18 protein-coding genes are annotated in these 16,905 nt (G+C 66.6%); 6 read left to right on the forward strand and 12 right to left on the reverse strand.

Going from position 1 to position 16,905, the window contains the following annotated elements:
• The first annotated feature begins 6 nt into the window (after positions 1 to 6).
• The 5 genes from Q9235_RS18860 (at position 7) to minE (ending at position 4,200) form a co-directional block, all read left to right on the forward strand.
• Complete coding sequence (locus tag Q9235_RS18860) at positions 7 to 888, forward strand: ABC transporter permease (RefSeq protein WP_306223331.1); 882 nt, start codon at positions 7 to 9, stop codon at positions 886 to 888.
• A 218-nt stretch (positions 889 to 1,106) separates the two neighbouring features.
• On the forward strand, positions 1,107 to 2,000 hold the full coding sequence (locus Q9235_RS18865; protein ID WP_422678213.1) for a D-cysteine desulfhydrase family protein: 894 nt from the start codon (positions 1,107 to 1,109) through the stop codon (positions 1,998 to 2,000).
• Between the two features lie 349 nt (positions 2,001 to 2,349).
• A complete protein-coding gene (minC, locus tag Q9235_RS18870; protein WP_306228350.1) occupies positions 2,350 to 3,084 on the forward strand; it encodes a septum site-determining protein MinC in 735 nt (244 codons plus the stop codon).
• A gap of 37 nt (positions 3,085 to 3,121) precedes the next feature.
• The gene (gene minD, locus Q9235_RS18875) at positions 3,122 to 3,937 is read left to right on the forward strand and encodes a septum site-determining protein MinD (RefSeq protein ID WP_306223332.1); all 816 of its coding nucleotides are present in this window, start codon (positions 3,122 to 3,124) and stop codon (positions 3,935 to 3,937) included.
• On the forward strand, positions 3,934 to 4,200 hold the full coding sequence (minE, locus tag Q9235_RS18880; protein WP_306223333.1) for a cell division topological specificity factor MinE: 267 nt from the start codon (positions 3,934 to 3,936) through the stop codon (positions 4,198 to 4,200). Before minD ends, minE begins: the two co-directional genes overlap by 4 nt.
• A 15-nt stretch (positions 4,201 to 4,215) precedes the next feature.
• Here the strand turns inward: minE and Q9235_RS18885 are convergent, their stop codons facing one another.
• Positions 4,216 to 4,752 (reverse strand): hypothetical protein, encoded by a 537-nt coding sequence (locus Q9235_RS18885; protein ID WP_306223334.1) that lies wholly within the window; start codon positions 4,750 to 4,752, stop codon positions 4,216 to 4,218.
• A gap of 99 nt (positions 4,753 to 4,851) precedes the next feature.
• Here Q9235_RS18885 and Q9235_RS18890 point away from each other — a divergent pair, with 99 nt between their 5' ends.
• Positions 4,852 to 5,739 (forward strand): LysR substrate-binding domain-containing protein, encoded by an 888-nt coding sequence (locus Q9235_RS18890; RefSeq protein WP_306223335.1) that lies wholly within the window; start codon positions 4,852 to 4,854, stop codon positions 5,737 to 5,739.
• A 12-nt stretch (positions 5,740 to 5,751) separates the two neighbouring features.
• On the opposite strand, the gene Q9235_RS18895 is transcribed toward Q9235_RS18890, so the two are convergent.
• The 11 genes from Q9235_RS18895 to Q9235_RS18945 all read right to left on the reverse strand — a co-directional run bounded on the left by Q9235_RS18895 (position 5,752) and on the right by Q9235_RS18945 (position 16,898).
• Positions 5,752 to 6,420, reverse strand: a complete 669-nt coding sequence (locus tag Q9235_RS18895; protein ID WP_422678214.1) for a M24 family metallopeptidase — start codon at positions 6,418 to 6,420, stop codon at positions 5,752 to 5,754.
• A gap of 204 nt (positions 6,421 to 6,624) precedes the next feature.
• Positions 6,625 to 6,963 (reverse strand): aminopeptidase P family N-terminal domain-containing protein, encoded by a 339-nt coding sequence (locus tag Q9235_RS18900; RefSeq protein WP_306223336.1) that lies wholly within the window; start codon positions 6,961 to 6,963, stop codon positions 6,625 to 6,627.
• A 215-nt stretch (positions 6,964 to 7,178) separates the two neighbouring features.
• Complete coding sequence (gene hydA / locus Q9235_RS18905; protein ID WP_306223337.1) at positions 7,179 to 8,660, reverse strand: dihydropyrimidinase; 1,482 nt, start codon at positions 8,658 to 8,660, stop codon at positions 7,179 to 7,181.
• Positions 8,661 to 8,675: 15 nt separating this feature from the next.
• The gene (locus Q9235_RS18910) at positions 8,676 to 9,335 is read right to left on the reverse strand and encodes an aspartate/glutamate racemase family protein (protein WP_306223338.1); all 660 of its coding nucleotides are present in this window, start codon (positions 9,333 to 9,335) and stop codon (positions 8,676 to 8,678) included.
• Between the two features lie 54 nt (positions 9,336 to 9,389).
• Positions 9,390 to 10,691 (reverse strand): Zn-dependent hydrolase, encoded by a 1,302-nt coding sequence (locus Q9235_RS18915; RefSeq protein WP_306223339.1) that lies wholly within the window; start codon positions 10,689 to 10,691, stop codon positions 9,390 to 9,392.
• Positions 10,692 to 10,886: 195 nt separating this feature from the next.
• Positions 10,887 to 11,792 (reverse strand): LysR family transcriptional regulator, encoded by a 906-nt coding sequence (locus Q9235_RS18920; protein ID WP_306223340.1) that lies wholly within the window; start codon positions 11,790 to 11,792, stop codon positions 10,887 to 10,889.
• 58 nt (positions 11,793 to 11,850) lie between these two features.
• A complete protein-coding gene (locus tag Q9235_RS18925; RefSeq protein WP_306223341.1) occupies positions 11,851 to 13,305 on the reverse strand; it encodes an amidohydrolase family protein in 1,455 nt (484 codons plus the stop codon).
• Between the two features lie 127 nt (positions 13,306 to 13,432).
• Entirely contained in the window at positions 13,433 to 14,305 is an 873-nt protein-coding gene (locus tag Q9235_RS18930) for a polysaccharide deacetylase family protein (protein WP_306223342.1), read from the reverse strand.
• A 70-nt stretch (positions 14,306 to 14,375) separates the two neighbouring features.
• Positions 14,376 to 15,218: an ABC transporter substrate-binding protein gene (locus tag Q9235_RS18935; RefSeq protein WP_306223343.1), complete on the reverse strand. Its 843-nt coding sequence runs from the start codon at positions 15,216 to 15,218 to the stop codon at positions 14,376 to 14,378.
• Between the two features lie 17 nt (positions 15,219 to 15,235).
• Positions 15,236 to 16,054 carry an amino acid ABC transporter ATP-binding protein gene (locus Q9235_RS18940; RefSeq protein WP_306223344.1) on the reverse strand — a complete coding sequence of 273 codons (819 nt, stop codon included), beginning with the start codon at positions 16,052 to 16,054 and terminating at the stop codon, positions 15,236 to 15,238.
• 10 nt (positions 16,055 to 16,064) lie between these two features.
• Positions 16,065 to 16,898 (reverse strand): amino acid ABC transporter permease, encoded by an 834-nt coding sequence (locus tag Q9235_RS18945; protein WP_306223345.1) that lies wholly within the window; start codon positions 16,896 to 16,898, stop codon positions 16,065 to 16,067.
• Positions 16,899 to 16,905: the final 7 nt, after the last annotated feature.

Here is a 16,905-nt window from a genome sequence, read left to right on the forward strand (position 1 = left end):
CGAACGATGACAACGATCGATGCCACCACCGCCCCCGTTCCCGCTTCCGGCAACCGGCTCGTTCGGTTCGGCCGTTTCGCGCGCCGCAACCCGACAATGCTCATCGGCGGCGCCATCCTGATCTTCTTCGTCGGCATCGCGATCATCGCGCCGCTGATCGCGGGCGATCCGATGCTGAAGCTGCCGACGCGGCGCCTGCAACCGCCCTCCCCCGAATTGCGCTTCGGCACCGACCAGCTCGGCCAGGATGTCTTCGCGCGCACCGTCTACGGCGCCCGCGTCTCGCTGATCGTGGGCTTGAGCGTCGCGACGATCTCAATCCTGATCGGCCTGACGATCGGGCTCTTCGCCGGGTATTATCGCCGGTTCGACGCCATCGTCATGCGCCTGATGGACGGCTTGATGGCGATCCCCGCCATCCTGCTCGCCATCGCGATGGTCTCGCTGAACCAGGGCAGCATCGGCATCGTCATCGCTGCGATCTCGATTCCAGAGCTGCCACGCGTCGTCCGGCTGGTCCGCTCGATCGTGCTCAGCGTCAAGGAACTGCCCTTTGTCGAGGCCGCGCGCGCCTGCGGGGCCAAGACGCCGCGCATCCTGTTCAGGCATATCATGCCGAGCACGATCGCGCCGCTGATCGTGCAGGCGACCTATATCTGCGCGTCCGCCATCCTGGTGGAAGCCTCGCTCTCCTTCCTCGGCGCAGGTGTGCCGCCGGAAGTGCCGAGCTGGGGCAACATGATCGCCTCGAGCCGGCTCTATCTCGCCCGCGCGCCCTGGACGATCTTCTGCCCGGCCATCGCGCTCGCCTTGGTCGTGCTGGCGGTGAACCTGCTCGGCGACGGCCTGCGCGACCGGCTCGACCCGCGCCTGTCGCGGCGGCTGTAGCCGTAGGTCCAAACTGCACGCCGGGCATGCGTTCGCACGCCCGGCGAATCTCCGGCGCCGCGCTATGCTGTCCTCGCTAACGACGGCAACGAAGCTGGGAGCCTCCCGGAATGACCCGACGCGACACGATCCGACTGGCGCTGCTGCCGACGCCGTTCGAGCAACTCCCGCGCCTCTCGCAGGCGCTCAGCCCGAATGGCTAGGGACCGTCGATCTGGATGAAGCGCGACGACTGCACCGGCTTCGCCGGCGGCGGCAACAAGGTACGCAAGCTCGAATACCTCGTCGCCGAGGCCTTGAAGCAGGGCGCCGACACGCTGGTCACCATGGGCGCGATCCAGTCGAACCATGCCCGCCAGACGGCTGCTGCAGCCGCGCGCAATGGTTTGGCCTGCGTGCTGCTGCTGACCGATTCGGTGGCGAACCGCAGCGAATCCTACCGGAACAACGGTAACTGGCTGCTCGACCGACTATTCGGCGCCGAGATCCGTCTGCTTCCGGCCGGCGGCGATGCGACCGTGATCGCGGACGAGGCCGTGGCCGGGCTGAAGGCGCAGGGAAAAAGGCCCTATTTCATCCCGGTCGGCGGGTCCAATGCGCTGGGCAGCCTCGCCTATCGCGATGCCCTACTGGAACTGGCCGGGCAGGCGAAGGCGGCGAATGTTCGCATCGATCAGATCGTCGTGCCGACAGGCAGCGGCGGCACCCATGCCGGCATCCTCGCCGGCGTCGAGGATGCCGGACTTGCCTGCCGCGTGCAGGGCGTCAGCGTCTCGCGTTCGACGGAACAGTCGGCCGCCATCGTCTCCGGGCTGGTGAACGATATCTACGCGCTGGAAGGCCGGCAGCGGGGCCAGCAGATCGCGCTTGAGATCGATGATTCGCAGGTCGGTCCCGGCTATGGCCAACCGACGCCCGCGATGATCGAAGCGGTCGAGTTGGTCGCACGGACGGAAGGCATCCTCCTCGACCCCGTCTATACCGGAAAGGCGATGGCCGGGCTCGTTGCTAAGGTCCGAAGCGGCGCCATCGGCCCCGACGACACCGTCGTGTTCTGGCATACCGGCGGCGCGCCGGGGCTCTACGCCTATCCGGAAGTGTTTCAGGGCTAGGCGCGCCCGCGTTTCAGACCCACGCCATTCTCGGGCGAAGCGCAGATCCGAGAATCTCCCACTGGAAAGGCGCCCTTTCTCCCAGAGATGCTCGGGTCAAGCCCGAGCATGACCGGGGTGAGCAACGCCGGCGTCTGTGGCGGCATTATTCGCTTAGAATCAGCGGTTTCCGGCCCCTGCGCCTGCACGTCCTGCCCTAACGGAGGGCATGCGCCGCCCCTGCGCGCAAGCCGCGAACGGGGTGTGGACAGCGTCCCTCGGACCGTGTCGAGAGAGCCTCTTCGGAGGCGCGGTTTACCACCTGTTAACCATTCTCTCGATACACCGAAGCAACCGAAAATTTACCAAGATAACCGACGTGTTAACTCAACCCCGGCCCATCCGCCTCAAGGGGCGGTCCTATCTTGCGCTGACGCTGACCCCGGAGCTGCCCTTCGAGGACTGGCTCGCGCGGCTCGACGATCTCGCGTCGCGCTCCGCCGGCTTCTTCCTGCGGCGCCCCGTGGTGCTGGACATCACCGGGCTCGACATCGACCGGGCGCAGCTTCGCACCTTCGTCAGCCAGCTCGGCCAGCGCCAGGTCAGGATCATGGGCATCGAGGGCGCCTCGCCGTCCCTGCTCGGCTCGGATCTGCCACCGGCGATGGCCGACGGGCGGCCGACCTCCGATTTCGAGCCTCCGGCCGCTGCGGCCGAGACGGCCAAGGCCGAGGTTGCCGCCGCCGAGCCGGTCATGCCGGACCTGCCCAAGTCGGTGCCGTCGATCATCGTGACGCAGCCGGTGCGCTCGGGCCAGTCGCTGGTCTTCCTCGAAGGTGACGTGACCATCGTCGGCTCGGTCGCGTCCGGCGCCGAGATCGTCGCGGGCGGCTCGATCCATGTCTACGGAACCCTGCGCGGCCGGGCGATGGCCGGCACGATGGGCAATGCGGCCGCACGCATCTTCTGCCGCAAGCTCGAGGCCGAGCTGATCGCGATCGACGGCTTCTACAAGACGGCCGAGGACATGGGCCCGGAATTCCGCGGCAAGCCCGTGCAGATCTGGCTCGACGGCGAAACATTCAAGGTCGAAGCGCTCGCCTGAGGCGCGCACATCACTCAACGTTCAGAAGGAGCGGTCAATGGGCAAGGTCATCGTCGTCACATCGGGCAAGGGTGGCGTCGGCAAGACGACATCGTCGGCCGCGCTCGGCGCCGCGCTCGCCCAGGGCGGGGACAAGGTCGTCGTGGTCGATTTCGACGTCGGCCTGCGCAATCTCGACCTCGTCATGGGCGCCGAGCGGCGCGTGGTGTACGACCTCGTCAACGTCATCCAGGGCGAGGCCAAGCTCACCCAGGCACTGATCCGCGACAAGCGGGTCGAGACGCTCTATCTGCTGCCGGCCTCTCAGACCCGCGACAAGGACAACCTGACGAGCGAGGGCGTCGCGGCGGTCATCGGCGCGCTGAAGGCGAATTTCGACTGGGTGATCTGCGACAGCCCGGCCGGCATCGAGCGCGGCGCGACGCTGGCCATGCGCCATGCCGATATCGCTATCGTCGTGACCAATCCGGAAGTCTCCTCGGTCCGCGATTCCGACCGGATCATCGGCCTGCTCGATTCCAAGACACTCAAGGCCGAAAATGGCGAGCGCATGGAAAAGCACCTGCTGCTGACCCGCTACGACCCTCTGCGGGCCGAGCGCGGCGATATGCTCAAGGTCGACGACGTGCTCGAGATTCTCTCGATCCCGCTGCTCGGCATCATCCCCGAGAGCATGGACGTGCTGCGCGCCTCCAATATCGGCTCGCCGGTCACGCTGGCCGACCAGGGCAGCGCCCCTGCCCTCGCCTATTTCGATGCCGTGCGCCGCCTCAAGGGCGAGCAGCTCCCGGTCACGGTCCCCGGCGAGAAGCGCGGTTTCTTCGGCAAGTTCTTCGGAAGGAAGGCGGCATGAACCTGCTTCGTCTCTTCTCCCGCCCCCGTTCGGCCCCCGCCGCCCGGGAAAGGCTGCAAGTGCTGCTCGCGCATGAGCGCGCCGCGACCGGCGGCGATGCCGATCTGCTCGGCAAGCTGCGCGACGAAATCCTGCGCGCGATCTCCAAGCACATGCAGATCGACGACAACAAGGTCAGCGTCCGGATGGAGCGCGGCCCGCAGGTCTCGACGCTCGCCGTCGATATCGAAGTGCCGTTCGACGCCGGCAAGAAGGCGGCGTAACGGCTGGACATCCGATCAGGCGCGCGGCGGCACTCGGCCCGCCGCGCCCTCGATGATCTCGTCGACCTCGTCGCGATCGATGCGGCGCCGGTCGGCCAATCGCCGGGCGATGGCGGCGAGAGCCGCGAGCATCGCCGGGCGATAGAGAATGGCGGTCGCCGCATTGGTGCAGCGGGCCCGCAGCGCGGCCTCGTCAGGCGGCTGCAGAAGCGCCAGATAGGGCTTCATCTGCCGGAGGTCGTCCTCATGGGAGGCGATCGCGCCCGGATACCATTTCAGCCCCTCCTCGTTCCAATAGATCATCTCGCCGCAATAGCCGGCCGACAGGATGATGATCTCGATCTCGGCCCGCTGGCGATCGACCGGGCTGTCGATCTGGAAGCCGCGCTTATAGGGCTCGAAACAGGTCTCGCCGGAGAAGCCATAGGGCGGCCGCAGCCAGGTATGCGTGATATGGCGCCGATGCTCCCAGCCGACGACGATATGGCCGGCCTCATGAAAGGCGCAGGCGGCGCGCCGGATATCGGCAGGAATGTCGCTGAGAATCGGCATCGAGCCTCACTGTCACCGTCAGCACGTCCTCTGCAACAGCAGCGGAAGCCGAGTTCCATCGCAAATTGATTTCTCGGCCCGCTTCGATAGCTTTTTGCTATGCGTTACACCCAGCTCAGATCGTTCCATCTCGTGGCCGATACCGGCGGCTTCAACGCCGCCGCGGATGCCTTCAACATCAGCCAGCCGACACTGACGGCGCAGGTCGGCGCACTGGAGGCCGAGTTCGGGGTCGAGCTTTTCGTCAAGCGTGGCCGGCGACGCGAACTGAGCGATACCGGGCGCCAGCTTCTGGCCATCACCACCCGGCTCTTCGCCGAGGAGGCCGAGGCCCTCGCCTTCCTGTCCGATACGCGGGAATTGCGGACCGGCCGCCTCTCGATCAGCGCCGTCGGGCCGTTCCACGTCACGGAGATGCTCGCCGCCTTCAATCAGGCCTATCCGGAGATCGAGCTTGCCGTGACGCTCGGCAACTCGGCGGAGGTCCTCGACGACCTCGCCAGCTATCGCTGCGACGTCGCCGTCCTCGCCTATATCGACGAGGACGACCGGCTCCTGACCGTTCCCTACCGGCGCCATCCGGTCGCGGTGTTCGTGCGGAGCGACCATCGCTTTGCCGCCCGCGACAGCATCCGGCTGACAGAGCTGGAGGGCGAGCCGATGATCGTGCGCGAGCAGGGCTCGACGACGCGGCGCGCCTTCGAGGAGGCGCTGGTCAGGACCGGCACGAAGCCGCGCCTGATGATGGAGATCGGCAGCCGCGAGGCTATCCGCGAGGCGGTGATCCACGGCCTCGGCATCAGCTATGTCTCGGAAGCCGAGTTCGTGCCCGACGCGGCACTGAAGCTGATCCCGATCGCGGGCGCGGAGGTCTATACCTACGCGCATGTCGTCGTGCTGAAGCAACGCGTCTCCAGCCGGATCATCAAGGCCTTTCTCGACGTCGTGCATCGCGCACGCGATGCCTTCGACGCCGGGCAGGCGTAAGCGCCGACCGGCTCAGGCCTCGTAGCCGAACGGGTCGTCGACGCTGTAAGCGGGCTGCGTGAACCAGCGCGCTCCGTCTTCCGCCATATAGGCGATGTCCTCGAGGCGAACACCGAACTCGCCGTAGATGCACATCATCGGCTCGACCGAGAAGCACATGCCCGGCGCCAGCGGCGTGCGGCTGCCTTTTACCATGAAGGGTTCCTCGTGGATCGCAAGGCCGAGGCCATGGCCGGTGCGATGCGGCAGGCCCGGCACCTTGTAGCCGGGGCCGAAGCCGGCGGCCTCGATCACGCCGCGCGCGGCCTGGTCGACGGCCTCGCAGGGCGCGCCGAGCATGGCCGCCGCGAAACCGGCGAGCTGCGCACGCTTCTCCAGATCCCAGATCTCGCGCTGACGCTCCGTGGGCTCGCCGAAAACATAGGTGCGGGTGATGTCGGAATGGTAGCCGCCGACCTTCGTCCCGGTATCGACCAGCACCATGTCTCCCTCGGCCAGGGTTTGCGGATAGGGGACGCCATGGGGATAGGCCGTCGCCTCGCCGAACTGCGCGGCGCCGAATGTCAGGCTCAGGCCGAACTTGCGATGGCCACGGTCGAGGAAATCGACGAGTTCCGTCGTGGTCATGCCGATGCGCAGCGTGCGCGCCGCGGCCTTGTGGACCGCCATCGTGACGTCCATGGCGCGCTGGATCAGGGCGATCTCGGCAGCCGACTTCAGTTGGCGGCAGGCGGCGGTGATCGGACTGGCGCTCTGGAAATCGAAGCGATTGCCGGCCTTGCGCAGGCCATCGACGGTGTAAAACGGCGTGTCCGGATCGAGCGCGACGGAGCCGCTCTCGTAGCCGAGGCTGCGGATGGTCTCGACGACCAGCGCAGCCGGGTCCTAATGTTCCTCCCAGCAGCGCACATCGTCGCCGAACTGCATGTATTCGCGCGTCTTGGGCTCCTCGAAGGTCGGGCTGAGATAGACGACCTCGCCCTCGGCCGGGATGATCGCGCCATGCAGGCGCTCGGTGAGCTTGAGCTGGATGCCAGTGAAGTAGTGCAGATTGGTCGAGGTATCGAGATAGAGGGCCTGCATGCCCTGCTCCCGCAGCAGGCGCTGCGCCTTGGCGATCCGCGCCTTGAACTCGCCGACCGCGATGGGCGGGACCTCGGCACTCGCTGTTCCCAGCCTGGCCAGTTCCGCCTCGACGCTCGAACCTCCCACCCCAATGGCCATCGGTCGACATCCTCTTTTGGTCGGTTCTCGAATGCTACGCGGCCTCAGTCGACCTGGGTGCGCCATCCGATTCCGCCTTCAGGCGGAACGGCAGCGCCCAAAGGCGGCACGCGGCAGGCACCGTATATTGCATATTTTTTGTCGACAATAGACGAGCGGCCATGACCGAGGCGCGGGCCTGGAATACGCGCTATCCTCTGTCGGCAACGACGCTTTCAGTCGAGCAGAGCCGCGCCGAAATTCCGCTGCGGATCCATATCGGCGACGAGGCGGCCGGTCGGGGTCGCGGCATGGCCGCCCGTGCGCGCGAGCCAGCGGCCCGAGCCCGGAGCGGCATGCAGCGCGCCACCGCTGACGACGTCCTCGCCCCGGACGAGGACGTGTTCGGGCCAACCGGTGACACTGCGACCCGCGAAAGGCGTGAAGCCCGTGAGGTCATGCATCGCCGCGTCGGTTATCGTCACCTGCTTGGCTGGATCCCAGATCGCGATATCGGCGTCATAGCCCGGCAGCAGCGCGCCCTTGCCGGGCAGGTTGTAGATTTCGGCCGGCGCCGTCGCCGTCAGGTTCACGAAGGCGTCGAGCCCGCGCCCGGCGAATTCCGGACGGCCCTGCGAGACCAGCGCGTCGAAGAGCAGGGGCAAACGGGTCTCCAGCCCCGGCAGGCCGTTGGCGATCTGCTTGAAGGTGGAATTCGGCCCGCCCGAGAGCTTGCCGGTCTCGTCAAAGCGATAGGGCGCGTGGTCGGAAGAAACCGTCTGGATGTCGCCGAGCGCCAGCGCCTGCCAGAGCGCATCCTGATCCACCTGTTCACGCGGCGGCGGCGAACACATCCATTTCGCGCCTTCCAGGCCGGGCTTGTCGAGATCATGCCGGGTCAGGAAGAGATATTGCGGGCAGGTCTCGGAGAAGACCTTGAGGCCACGTCCGCGCGCATCGCGGATCACCTGCGCGCCCTCGGCCGTCGAGACATGGAAGATCATGATCGGCTGGTCGAGCAGTTCGGCCGCGGTGATCAGTCGGTTGAAGGCCTCGGCCTCCGAACCGCGCGGATGGCTGATCGCGTGGTATTTCGGCGCGACATAGCCTTTCTCGACCAGCTTCCTGCCCATCCAGGAGATCATGCCGTGGTTCTCGGCATGGACGCAGATCAGCGCACGATGCTGCCTTGCGGTCAGCAGCAGGTCGAGCAATGGCTCGTCATCGACCTTGATCAGATCATAGGTCATGAAGACCTTGATCGAGGCGTGGCCCTCGCCGATCAGCGCCGGCAGGTCCTGCCGGATCGTCTTGGCGTCGGGATTGGCGACGATCAGGTGGAAGGCGTAATCGATCAGCGCGCCGCGCCGGGCAAGCACGGCATAATCGTCGACGACCTTGCGCAGATCGAGGCCGCGATGCTGCGCAGCAAAGGAGATCAGCGTCGTGTTGCCGCCGAAGGCAGCGGAGGTCGTGGCACTCTCAAAGGTGTCGGCATTGAGCAATCCGCCGGCCGAAACCTGCTCGACATGGGCGTGGGTATCGATGCCGCCGGGCAGGACGAACTTGCCCGTCGCATCGATCTCGCGGGTGCCCTCACCAAGGCCGATGCCCAAAGCGGCGACCTTGCCGTCCTTGACCGCGACATCGGCGCGGAAGCTGCCGGTCGCCGAGCCGACCGTGCCGCCGCGAATGACCAGATCATAGTTCGCCGTCATCTGCCCTCGTCCTTCTCAACGCACCATGATCGTGCCGATCGCCATCGCGACCGCGGCCTGCGTCGGATCGATCACGGGGATGCCCAGCGCATCCTCCAGCGGCCTGCGATGGCGCGCCATGCCGGCGCAACCCATCACGATCGCGCCTGCGCCGTCCAGATCCCTCAGCTCCGTGCCGATCGCGATCATGCGTTGGAGAGTGCCCTCGCCGGTCGCGCTCTCCGCCACCGACATTTCGAGCGGCCGCTCTCCGGCGAGCCGATCCATCAGCCCCATCTGGCGGAGATAGCGGATATGGCGCGGGATCGAGCGCGACTTGATCGCGATCACGCCGAAGCGGTCTGCCCGCGTCAGCGCCGTGAGCACGCCGCATTCCGCAATGCCGAAGACCGGACTCCGCGTGCCCTCGCGCGCCACATGCAGGCCGGGATCGGAATAGCAGGCGATGACGAAGGCATCGACATCGTTGGCGGCCTCGACCCGGCGGCGCAAAGGCAGGGAGACGCTCTCGACATGCTCCTGTGTCTCGATACCCGCCGGCCCCTCAGGCAAGCTCTCGCAGATGATTTCCGGCCCCTCCGCGAAGGCGAGCGGCACCAGCGCCTGCCGCAAGCCCTCGGTGATCATCTCGTTGGAGTTGGGATTGATGACGAGGATGCGGGGCCGGCGATTCATCGCGAGTGATCCGAAGTGGCAGGTTCGTGGTTCAGCATGGCATTGCCAACCGGTTCAGGCGACCTCTCGCACGACCCAATCGGCCAGGATCGTGCAGGCTGCCAGGAAATCGTCGATCTCCATAGCTTCCAGCGGATTGTGGCTGCCATGCTCGTTGCGCACGAAGAGCATGGCGATCGGCACGCCGGCAGCGGCAAAGGCGGCGGAATCATGGGAAGCGGGGCTGCCCAGCGGCATCGTCGCGATGCCTTGCCGGTCGGCTGCGGCGCCGAGCCCCGCGACAATGGCCGGGTCGACCGGGCCGACCGCAGCATTGGCGCGGGTGCCGAGTTGGAAACTGACGCGCCGTTGCGCCTCGATCTCGCTTATGCCGGCCAGCATCCTGGCTTCGACGCGCTCCAGCACGGCAAGATCATAGGCGCGCACATCAAGGCTGAAGGCGAAGCTGCCCGGCACCGTGGTCAGGCCATGGACGGCGGGATCGGTATGGAAGCGCCCGAGCGTGACCGCCATCGGGAAGCCGGCGTCTTCCTCCTCCTGCCAGAGCCGGTCGAGCATCACCGCGAATTCGGCACCGGCCATTGCGGCATCGCGACGGAAGCGGCGGGGCGTGCCGACATGGTCGTGCCGTCCGACGATGCGCGCATCGGGATAACGGAAATTGCCGGGCACACCGGTACAGATCGCGACCGGCAACTTCGATTCGACCAGGCTCGGCGCCTGCTCGATATGGACTTCGAGGAAGGCCCGGATCGTTGCGGGATCGAGATGGCGTTCGCGTCGGCGGATCGCTTCGGAGTTGCCGCCGCTGGCGTCGATGCTCGCGGCAAGGACGCGGCCGTCGTCGATGCGCTTCGCTTCGAGCGCGCCGTCCGGCAAGGTGCCGAGCGCAGAGCGGCTGCCGATATAGGAAACCTGAAACCAGACGCTCTCCTCGGCCCGCACACCCATCGCCGTGACGTCGCAGCACGGCTGGACGCCCAGCGCGCGCAAGGTCTCGATGACGACGAGCCCGGCAACGACGCCGGCCGCACCGTCGAAATTGCCGCCATGCGGCACACTGTCGAGATGCGAGCCCATCAGGATGCGCGGCGCCGCGGCCTCGCGACCCGGCAAGGTGACATAGGTGTTGGCGGCGAAGTCGTGCGAGACGGCGAGCCCACGCGCCTTGCCGTGCTCCGCCAGCAGGCGGTGGCCGAAATCCTCACCCGCGCCGTAGGTGTCGCGGGTGATGCCAGGATTATCGCGGCTGCCGGCTGCCAGCCGGCCGAAGAGGCTCTCTACCCAATTGCGCTGGGCGGCGACGGCCGTGGCGATCGCCGCGTCGGTGCGGAGCGTCCTGGCGGGTGCAGTCATTTCTGTCCGGTCGGGTGTCGGGCGCGGCCCGATCACGCACAGCTCCTGGCGGACGCGATCGGGCTTGCTTGGTCTCATGATACGCGCTGCCGGAAGGCAGTCGGGTAACTCTGGGCCAGCCCGGGCGGCCGGACAATGGCGCCGTCTATGCGGATTTCCGGGGCGACATTCGCGGGCTGAATAGCGCAGCCCTCGTCAGCCTGAGCCGAGCTTGGCGGCGGTCTCCGCGGCGACGAGCCGGACCTCGCGCAGGAAGGCGTCGGCTGCGCGCGAGATCGGGCGCTTGCGCGAACGCACCGCGGAAGCGCGCACCTCCGAAGCCGGCGCGAAGGGGCGGATGGCGAGGTCGTAATGGCCGCTGAAGACCGGCGAAAGCGGATCGACCACGGCAACGCCGACGCCGCTTTCCGCCAGCACGCAAGCGGTGTTGCAGTAGCGAACCTCGACGGAGAACCGGTGGGGCACATCGGCCTGGGCGAAGGCCCGCCGAACGATCGTGCCCATGCGGGTGCCCTGTTCAAGGGCGATATAGGGCGCCTCGCGCAGATCCTCGGGGGTGATCCTCACCTTGCCTGCAAGCGGATGCTCGGGCCGCATGACGCAGACCATGTCGCCGGCGAAGAAGGTCTCGGCGTCGAGCCCGCGATCGTCGTCCAGCCCCATGACGAAGCCGAGTTCGGCGGTTCCGTTCTCGACGCTCTCCAGCACATGCTCGAAGCGGCGGATGTCGAAGGAGATCCTGACCTTCGGCCGCTTGACCAGGAAATTGCGCAACGCTGCCGGCAGCACGCCATAGCCCAAAGGCGGCGTCGCGATGATGCGGATATGGCCGGCGCGGTTCTCCTTGATGTCCTGCACCCTCGCCTCGAGGGCAGCGTGCAGGGTGAAGATCGGCTCGGACTCCTCGTAGAGCGTGCGTGCCTCGGCCGTGGGGAACAGACGGTTGTTGACGCGCTCGAACAGCGGGAAGCCGACCTGGCTTTCGAGATGCTTGATCGCGTTGCTGACGGCCGGCTGCGACAGCCCCAGTTCCTGCGCGGCACGGACCGTCGTCTCGCAGCGGACGACGGCGCGCAGAAGCTCGATCTGGCGAAGGTTCATGACAGCATTCCGAATAGAGCAGGCCAACTCTATTCGGTTAGCAAATCATAGGCCAGCCTCAGGCCCAGCGCAGGCTCGGCGGCGAGAGTTCGTCGACCGAGCGCCCGGCCCAGTCCAGCGAGGAGGCCTTTGCGAGCGCGCGGCGCTGCGCCTGTTCCAACCCGTCGGAGGCTGCGTGGTAGTCCATGGTCAGGACCTTGCCGTCGGCGACGACCTGTCTGCCCTGCACGAAGACATGGGAGACCGCGCGGTCAGCCGCGGCATTGACGAGGCTCTTCAACGGATCGCGTGTCGGGCGCATCATCGGATGGGTCAGGTCGACCATGACGAGATCGGCCTGAGCACCCTTCGCCAGCCGGCCGATATCGTCGCGGCCGAGCAGCTTGGCGCCGCCGAGCGTCGCGGCACGGAAGACCTGCCCGGTCGTCACGACCGCATGGCTCTCGCCGGTGATGCGGGCATAGACGCCGGCGTGGCGCAGTTCCTCCAGCATGTTGTGCGGGAAGGTGTCGGTGCCGATGCCGATATTGACGCCGGCCTTCAGGTAGCGGCCGAGATCGCGCAGGGTGAAGCCGCGCCGGCCGAAGACGGTCGGGCAATGCGCGACCGAGGTGCCGGTCTCGGCGAGGCGTGCTAGATCGGTGCGGGTCGGCCAGCGCACCCAGGGGTGATCGTCGAGGAAGATCGCATGGGCGATCGAGGCGTTCGGCGCGAGGAAGCCGACCGAGTCCAGCCACTGGATCGGCGAGAGCCCGCTGCGGCGGACCATCTCGTGGAACTCGCTGATCGACTGGCCGGCATGGGTCTGGATCGGGATCTTGCGCTCGGCGGCGGCGGCGATCGAGGCGCGGAACAGCTCCTCCGTGCAGGTGTCGATCTGGGCCGGGCAGGCCATGCCGGAAAGCCTGCCGGATTCATGTGCGAGTGCGGCGTCGATGATCCTGAAGGCGTCTTCCATTACCTTGCGGCCGGCGGCATCGTCGAGCTCGTACTCGACCTGATAGCCGTTGCGGGTGAACCAGCGGCCATTGCGGTACATCGGCGCCATCACCATACGCAGGCCGCTCGCCGCCGCGCGGTCGAGCCAGCCTTCGCTTGGGAAGGAGAGATCGACCAGCGTGGTCGTGCCGGACATCAGCAGCTCCGACCACGCGACATGGTTGAGATGCGGGATGCCGTCGGCATCGGCGCGGAACAGCCAGAGGAACTCGTAGAGCGAGGAATTATAAAGTTTTGGCGTGCCGACCTCGTCGGTCATGCCCTTGTTGCCGGGCTCGCTCGACGGGTGGGAGTGGATGTCGACAAGGCCGGGCATGACCATGAAGCCCCTGCCGTCGATCTCGCGCGTGACCGCGCCGGTGAAGCCCTCGCCGATATGCAGGATGCCTCTGGCGTCGAAGACGATATCGAGGTCGCGGCGATAGACATGGTCGTCGACGGCCGGATCATAGGCGATGACGATGTCGGCATTGCGGATGCGGGTGGTCATGGCGCGGTTGCTGGTCCTGCTCATCAAGGTCACCCCGGACAAGCCGCGTCAGCGGCGCTGATCCGGGATCCATGCCTGAGCCGTTCCGGCATGGATCCCGGGTCTTCGCTTCGCTCCGCCCGGGATGACGACGGAGCGTGGATCGCCGGGCTCAGCCCGCCTTCTTCTCCTGCGCGATGAAATGCTCGGCGATCTGCTGGCCGGTCGCGATCCAGACGTCGCCGAACCCGCGGGCGCGGGCGAGGAACTCGCGCATGATGCCGATCCGCATCGGCCGGCCGGAGACCTGCGGGTGCATCACCATCGAGACGAGGCCGCCCCATTCGCGGAGCTGGTCGAGCTCGTCGTTCCAGATCGAAAGCACATGCTCCTTCGGGAACATCGGGCGCGGGGAGAAGCGCTGCGACAGGCCGTAGAGCCAGTCGTCGAAATACATGTCCACCGGTAATTCGATCGGGCCTTTCGAGCCGTCGCGCAATTTGTGGCGATAGGGCCGGATGTCGTCGCGGAAAGACGAGGAATAGAGAATGCCCTTGTCGCGGAGATAGCCGAGCAATTCGTCGTAGTTCTCGCCCGAGGGGGCGCGGTAGCCGACCGGCGTGACGCCGAGGATGCGCTTGAAGATGTCGAGCGTCTTGTCGATCTCTTCCTTGTCGACGGCGAGGTCGCCGGGTTCCGGCCGCTTGTGCGAATAGCCGTGATGGCCGATCTCGTGCCCGTCCTTGGCGATGGCTTCGCACATCGCCGGATGCACCTCGACGACCCAGCCCGGAATGAAGAAGGTCGCCTTGATCTCCATGAGGCGGAGCTGCTCGAGGATCTTCGGCACGCCGACGCGCTGCTCGTAGCCGCCATGGGAAAGGGTCACCAGCCGGTCGGTGTTCTTCGCATCGTAGTTCAGCCAGGCGGTCTCGGCATCGACGTCGAAGGCCGGGAAGACCGCGCTGCGATAGCCCTCCGGCCAGGGATAGTCCGGCGCGGGGTCGGCGAGATTGGCGACGCGATGAGGGAAGTCGGTCAGCATGAGGGTCGTCTTTCGAGAGGAGCGCCCCTGCCGGATGGCCGGGGCGCGACGGATGCGGATTATGACGTGATCAGTTCTTGGCTTCGCCGTTGATCATCAGCTTGTCGACCTTGGCCTCGCCGAGCTCCCATTTCTTCAGCACGGCGGCATAGGTGCCGTCAGCCAGCATGGTGGCGAAAGCCTTGGCGACGGCGTCGCGCAATTCGGTGTCCTTCTTGGCGAAGGCGAGACCCTGATAGACGGTGGTGAAGGGCGTGCCGAGGATGGCGTAGACGCCGGGCTCCTGGCCCATCAGATAGGGCAAGGTCTCGCTGCCTTGCACCGCGGCGTCGAGGCGCTTCTGGCGCAATTGCGTGCGGGCGTCGGCCGAGCCTTCGGTGCCGACGATCTGCATGGCCGGCTTGCCCTTGGCCTCGCAGTTCTCCTTGCTCCAGGTTTCCATCTCCTTCGGGAAGGAGGTGCGGCGGCTGGCCCCGACCTTCTTGCCGCAAAGCGCGGCGAGATCCTTGAACTCGTCCTTGCGGTCGGCATTGGTGTAGAACTGTGCGCCCGAGGCGAGATAATCGACGAAATCGAGCGTTTCGCGCCGGCTCGGCAGGTCACTCATCCCCGACAGGATCATGTCGACGCGGCCGGTGGTCAGCGCCGGGATCATGCCCTCGAAGCTGATCTCCTCCCATTTGATGGTGATGCCGAGCTTCTGGGCCAGTGCATTGCCGAGATCGATGTCGAGGCCGGTCAGCGTGCCGGTCTTGGGATCCTTGAACTCGAGCGGTGGGTAATTCGGCACATTGGCGACGGAGAGCGTCTTCTTCTCCAGGATGCGCGCCGGCAGGCTCTGGGCCTGGGCGAAACCGGTGGCGGCACAGAGCGCGATGGCCGTGAGGCCGAGCAGGACGGTCTTCTTGGACATGGTGTTCCCCTTCTTGGTCAATGACGGACGGCGTTGATGAAGGCGCGGGTGCGCGCCTCCGTGGGATCGGTCAGCACGGTGCGCGGATCGCCGAGCTCGACGATCTGGCCCTGGTCCATGAAGGCGACGCGATGGCCGACGTCACGCGCGAAGCCGAGCTCGTGGGTGACGCAGATCATGGTCATGCCGGTCTCGGCGAGGTCGCGCATGACCTTGAGCACCTCGGAGACCAGTTCCGGATCGAGCGCCGAGGTCGGCTCGTCGAAGAGCAGCAGTTCGGGCCGCATCGCGAGCGAGCGGGCGATGGCGACGCGCTGCTGCTGGCCGCCGGAAAGCTGCGAGGGATAGGCATCGCGCTTGTCGGCGAGGCCGACCCGCTCCAGCAGGGCGAGCGCCCGCTTCGTCGCCTCCGCGGCCGGCTCCCGCAGCACCTGCACCGGTCCCTCGATGATGTTCTGCAGGGCGGTGAGATGCGGGAACAGGTTGAAGCGCTGGAAGACCATGCCGATCGAGCGGCGCTGGCGGGCGATGGCCTTGTCGTCCAGTTCGTAGAGCTTGTTGCCCTCGCGGTGATAGCCGACGCGCTCGCCGGAGACCCAGAGCGCGCCGCCATCGATGCGCTCGAGCTGGTTGATGCAGCGCAGGAAGGTGCTCTTGCCCGAGCCGGAGGGGCCGATGATGCAGAGCACCTCGCCCTTGGGGACGGCGATGTCGATGCCCTTCAGCACCTTGAGCGGGCCGAACTGTTTCTCGACCCTCTCGGCAAGAACGAGCGGGGCGCCGGCGGCGAGATGATCCGGATCGGTCGTGCGGACCTGAGGCAGGGTGTCGGTCATGGCCTGCTCCTCAGCGCTGCGCCGGCGCGGCGACGCCGCGGGCGTAATAGGCCTCGATCCGACCCTGGATCAGGCTGAGCACGGTGACGACCACCAGGTACCAGATCGCCGCCACGATCAGCAGCTCGATGACCCGCGAATTGGCGTAGTAGATGTTCTGCGCGCTATGCAGGATCTCGGCGAACTGGATGACGCTCGCCAGCGATGTCAGCTTCACCATGCCGATGAACTCGTTGCCGATCGGCGGCACGATCACGCGCATCGCCTGCGGCATGATGATCCGTCGCAGGAGCTGGAGCCGCGTCATGCCCAGCGTCTGCGCCGCCTCGTACTGGCCGTTGTCGACCGATAACAGGCCGGCGCGCACCACTTCCGCGGTGAAGGCGCCCTGCTGGATGCCGAGCCCGAGCAAAGCCGCGACGAAGGGCGTCATCACGTCGACGGTCTTGAACGCGAACAGGCCGGGGATGCCGAGCGTCGGGAAGACCAGCGCGAGGTTGAACCAGAGCAGCAATTGCAGCAGCGCCGGCACGGCCCGGAAGAACCAGATATAGCCGATCGCCGTGTTCGAGAGCACGGGATTGGCCGAGAGTCGCATCACCGCGAAGACGACGCCGAGCGTGATGCCCAGCACCATCGCCAGGATCGCCATGACGATGGTGTTGACGAGGCCGGTCAGGATCGCCGGCACGGTCAGGAATTCGGCGACATAGTCCCACTCGATCTGGCCGACGGCGAAGGCGCGTACGACCGCGGCGAGCGCGATGCAGACCACGCCTGCGCCGATGATCCGCCCGAAATGCCGGCGCGGGACGATGATGAGGTGTTCGGTTTCAGCGGTCATCTGGCCT

It is taken from the genome of Bosea beijingensis, assembly GCF_030758975.1.
GTDB classification, from domain to species: domain Bacteria; phylum Pseudomonadota; class Alphaproteobacteria; order Rhizobiales; family Beijerinckiaceae; genus Allobosea; species Allobosea beijingensis.

What these genes read in the sequence shown, in the direction of transcription:
- Q9235_RS18860 (WP_306223331.1), top strand. Translation starts at nt 7, where the DNA reads ATGACAACGATCGATGCCACCACCGCCCCCGTTCCCGCTTCCGGCAAC.
- Q9235_RS18865 (WP_422678213.1), top strand. Translation starts at nt 1,107, where the DNA reads ATGAAGCGCGACGACTGCACCGGCTTCGCCGGCGGCGGCAACAAGGTA.
- minD (WP_306223332.1), top strand. Translation starts at nt 3,122, where the DNA reads ATGGGCAAGGTCATCGTCGTCACATCGGGCAAGGGTGGCGTCGGCAAG.
- minE (WP_306223333.1), top strand. Translation starts at nt 3,934, where the DNA reads ATGAACCTGCTTCGTCTCTTCTCCCGCCCCCGTTCGGCCCCCGCCGCC.
- Q9235_RS18885 (WP_306223334.1), bottom strand. Translation starts at nt 4,752, where the DNA reads ATGCCGATTCTCAGCGACATTCCTGCCGATATCCGGCGCGCCGCCTGC.
- Q9235_RS18890 (WP_306223335.1), top strand. Translation starts at nt 4,852, where the DNA reads ATGCGTTACACCCAGCTCAGATCGTTCCATCTCGTGGCCGATACCGGC.
- Q9235_RS18895 (WP_422678214.1), bottom strand. Translation starts at nt 6,420, where the DNA reads ATGGACGTCACGATGGCGGTCCACAAGGCCGCGGCGCGCACGCTGCGC.
- Q9235_RS18900 (WP_306223336.1), bottom strand. Translation starts at nt 6,963, where the DNA reads ATGGCCATTGGGGTGGGAGGTTCGAGCGTCGAGGCGGAACTGGCCAGG.
- hydA (WP_306223337.1), bottom strand. Translation starts at nt 8,660, where the DNA reads ATGACGGCGAACTATGATCTGGTCATTCGCGGCGGCACGGTCGGCTCG.
- Q9235_RS18910 (WP_306223338.1), bottom strand. Translation starts at nt 9,335, where the DNA reads ATGAATCGCCGGCCCCGCATCCTCGTCATCAATCCCAACTCCAACGAG.
- Q9235_RS18915 (WP_306223339.1), bottom strand. Translation starts at nt 10,691, where the DNA reads ATGACTGCACCCGCCAGGACGCTCCGCACCGACGCGGCGATCGCCACG.
- Q9235_RS18920 (WP_306223340.1), bottom strand. Translation starts at nt 11,792, where the DNA reads ATGAACCTTCGCCAGATCGAGCTTCTGCGCGCCGTCGTCCGCTGCGAG.
- Q9235_RS18925 (WP_306223341.1), bottom strand. Translation starts at nt 13,305, where the DNA reads ATGAGCAGGACCAGCAACCGCGCCATGACCACCCGCATCCGCAATGCC.
- Q9235_RS18930 (WP_306223342.1), bottom strand. Translation starts at nt 14,305, where the DNA reads ATGCTGACCGACTTCCCTCATCGCGTCGCCAATCTCGCCGACCCCGCG.
- Q9235_RS18935 (WP_306223343.1), bottom strand. Translation starts at nt 15,218, where the DNA reads ATGTCCAAGAAGACCGTCCTGCTCGGCCTCACGGCCATCGCGCTCTGT.
- Q9235_RS18940 (WP_306223344.1), bottom strand. Translation starts at nt 16,054, where the DNA reads ATGACCGACACCCTGCCTCAGGTCCGCACGACCGATCCGGATCATCTC.
- Q9235_RS18945 (WP_306223345.1), bottom strand. Translation starts at nt 16,898, where the DNA reads ATGACCGCTGAAACCGAACACCTCATCATCGTCCCGCGCCGGCATTTC.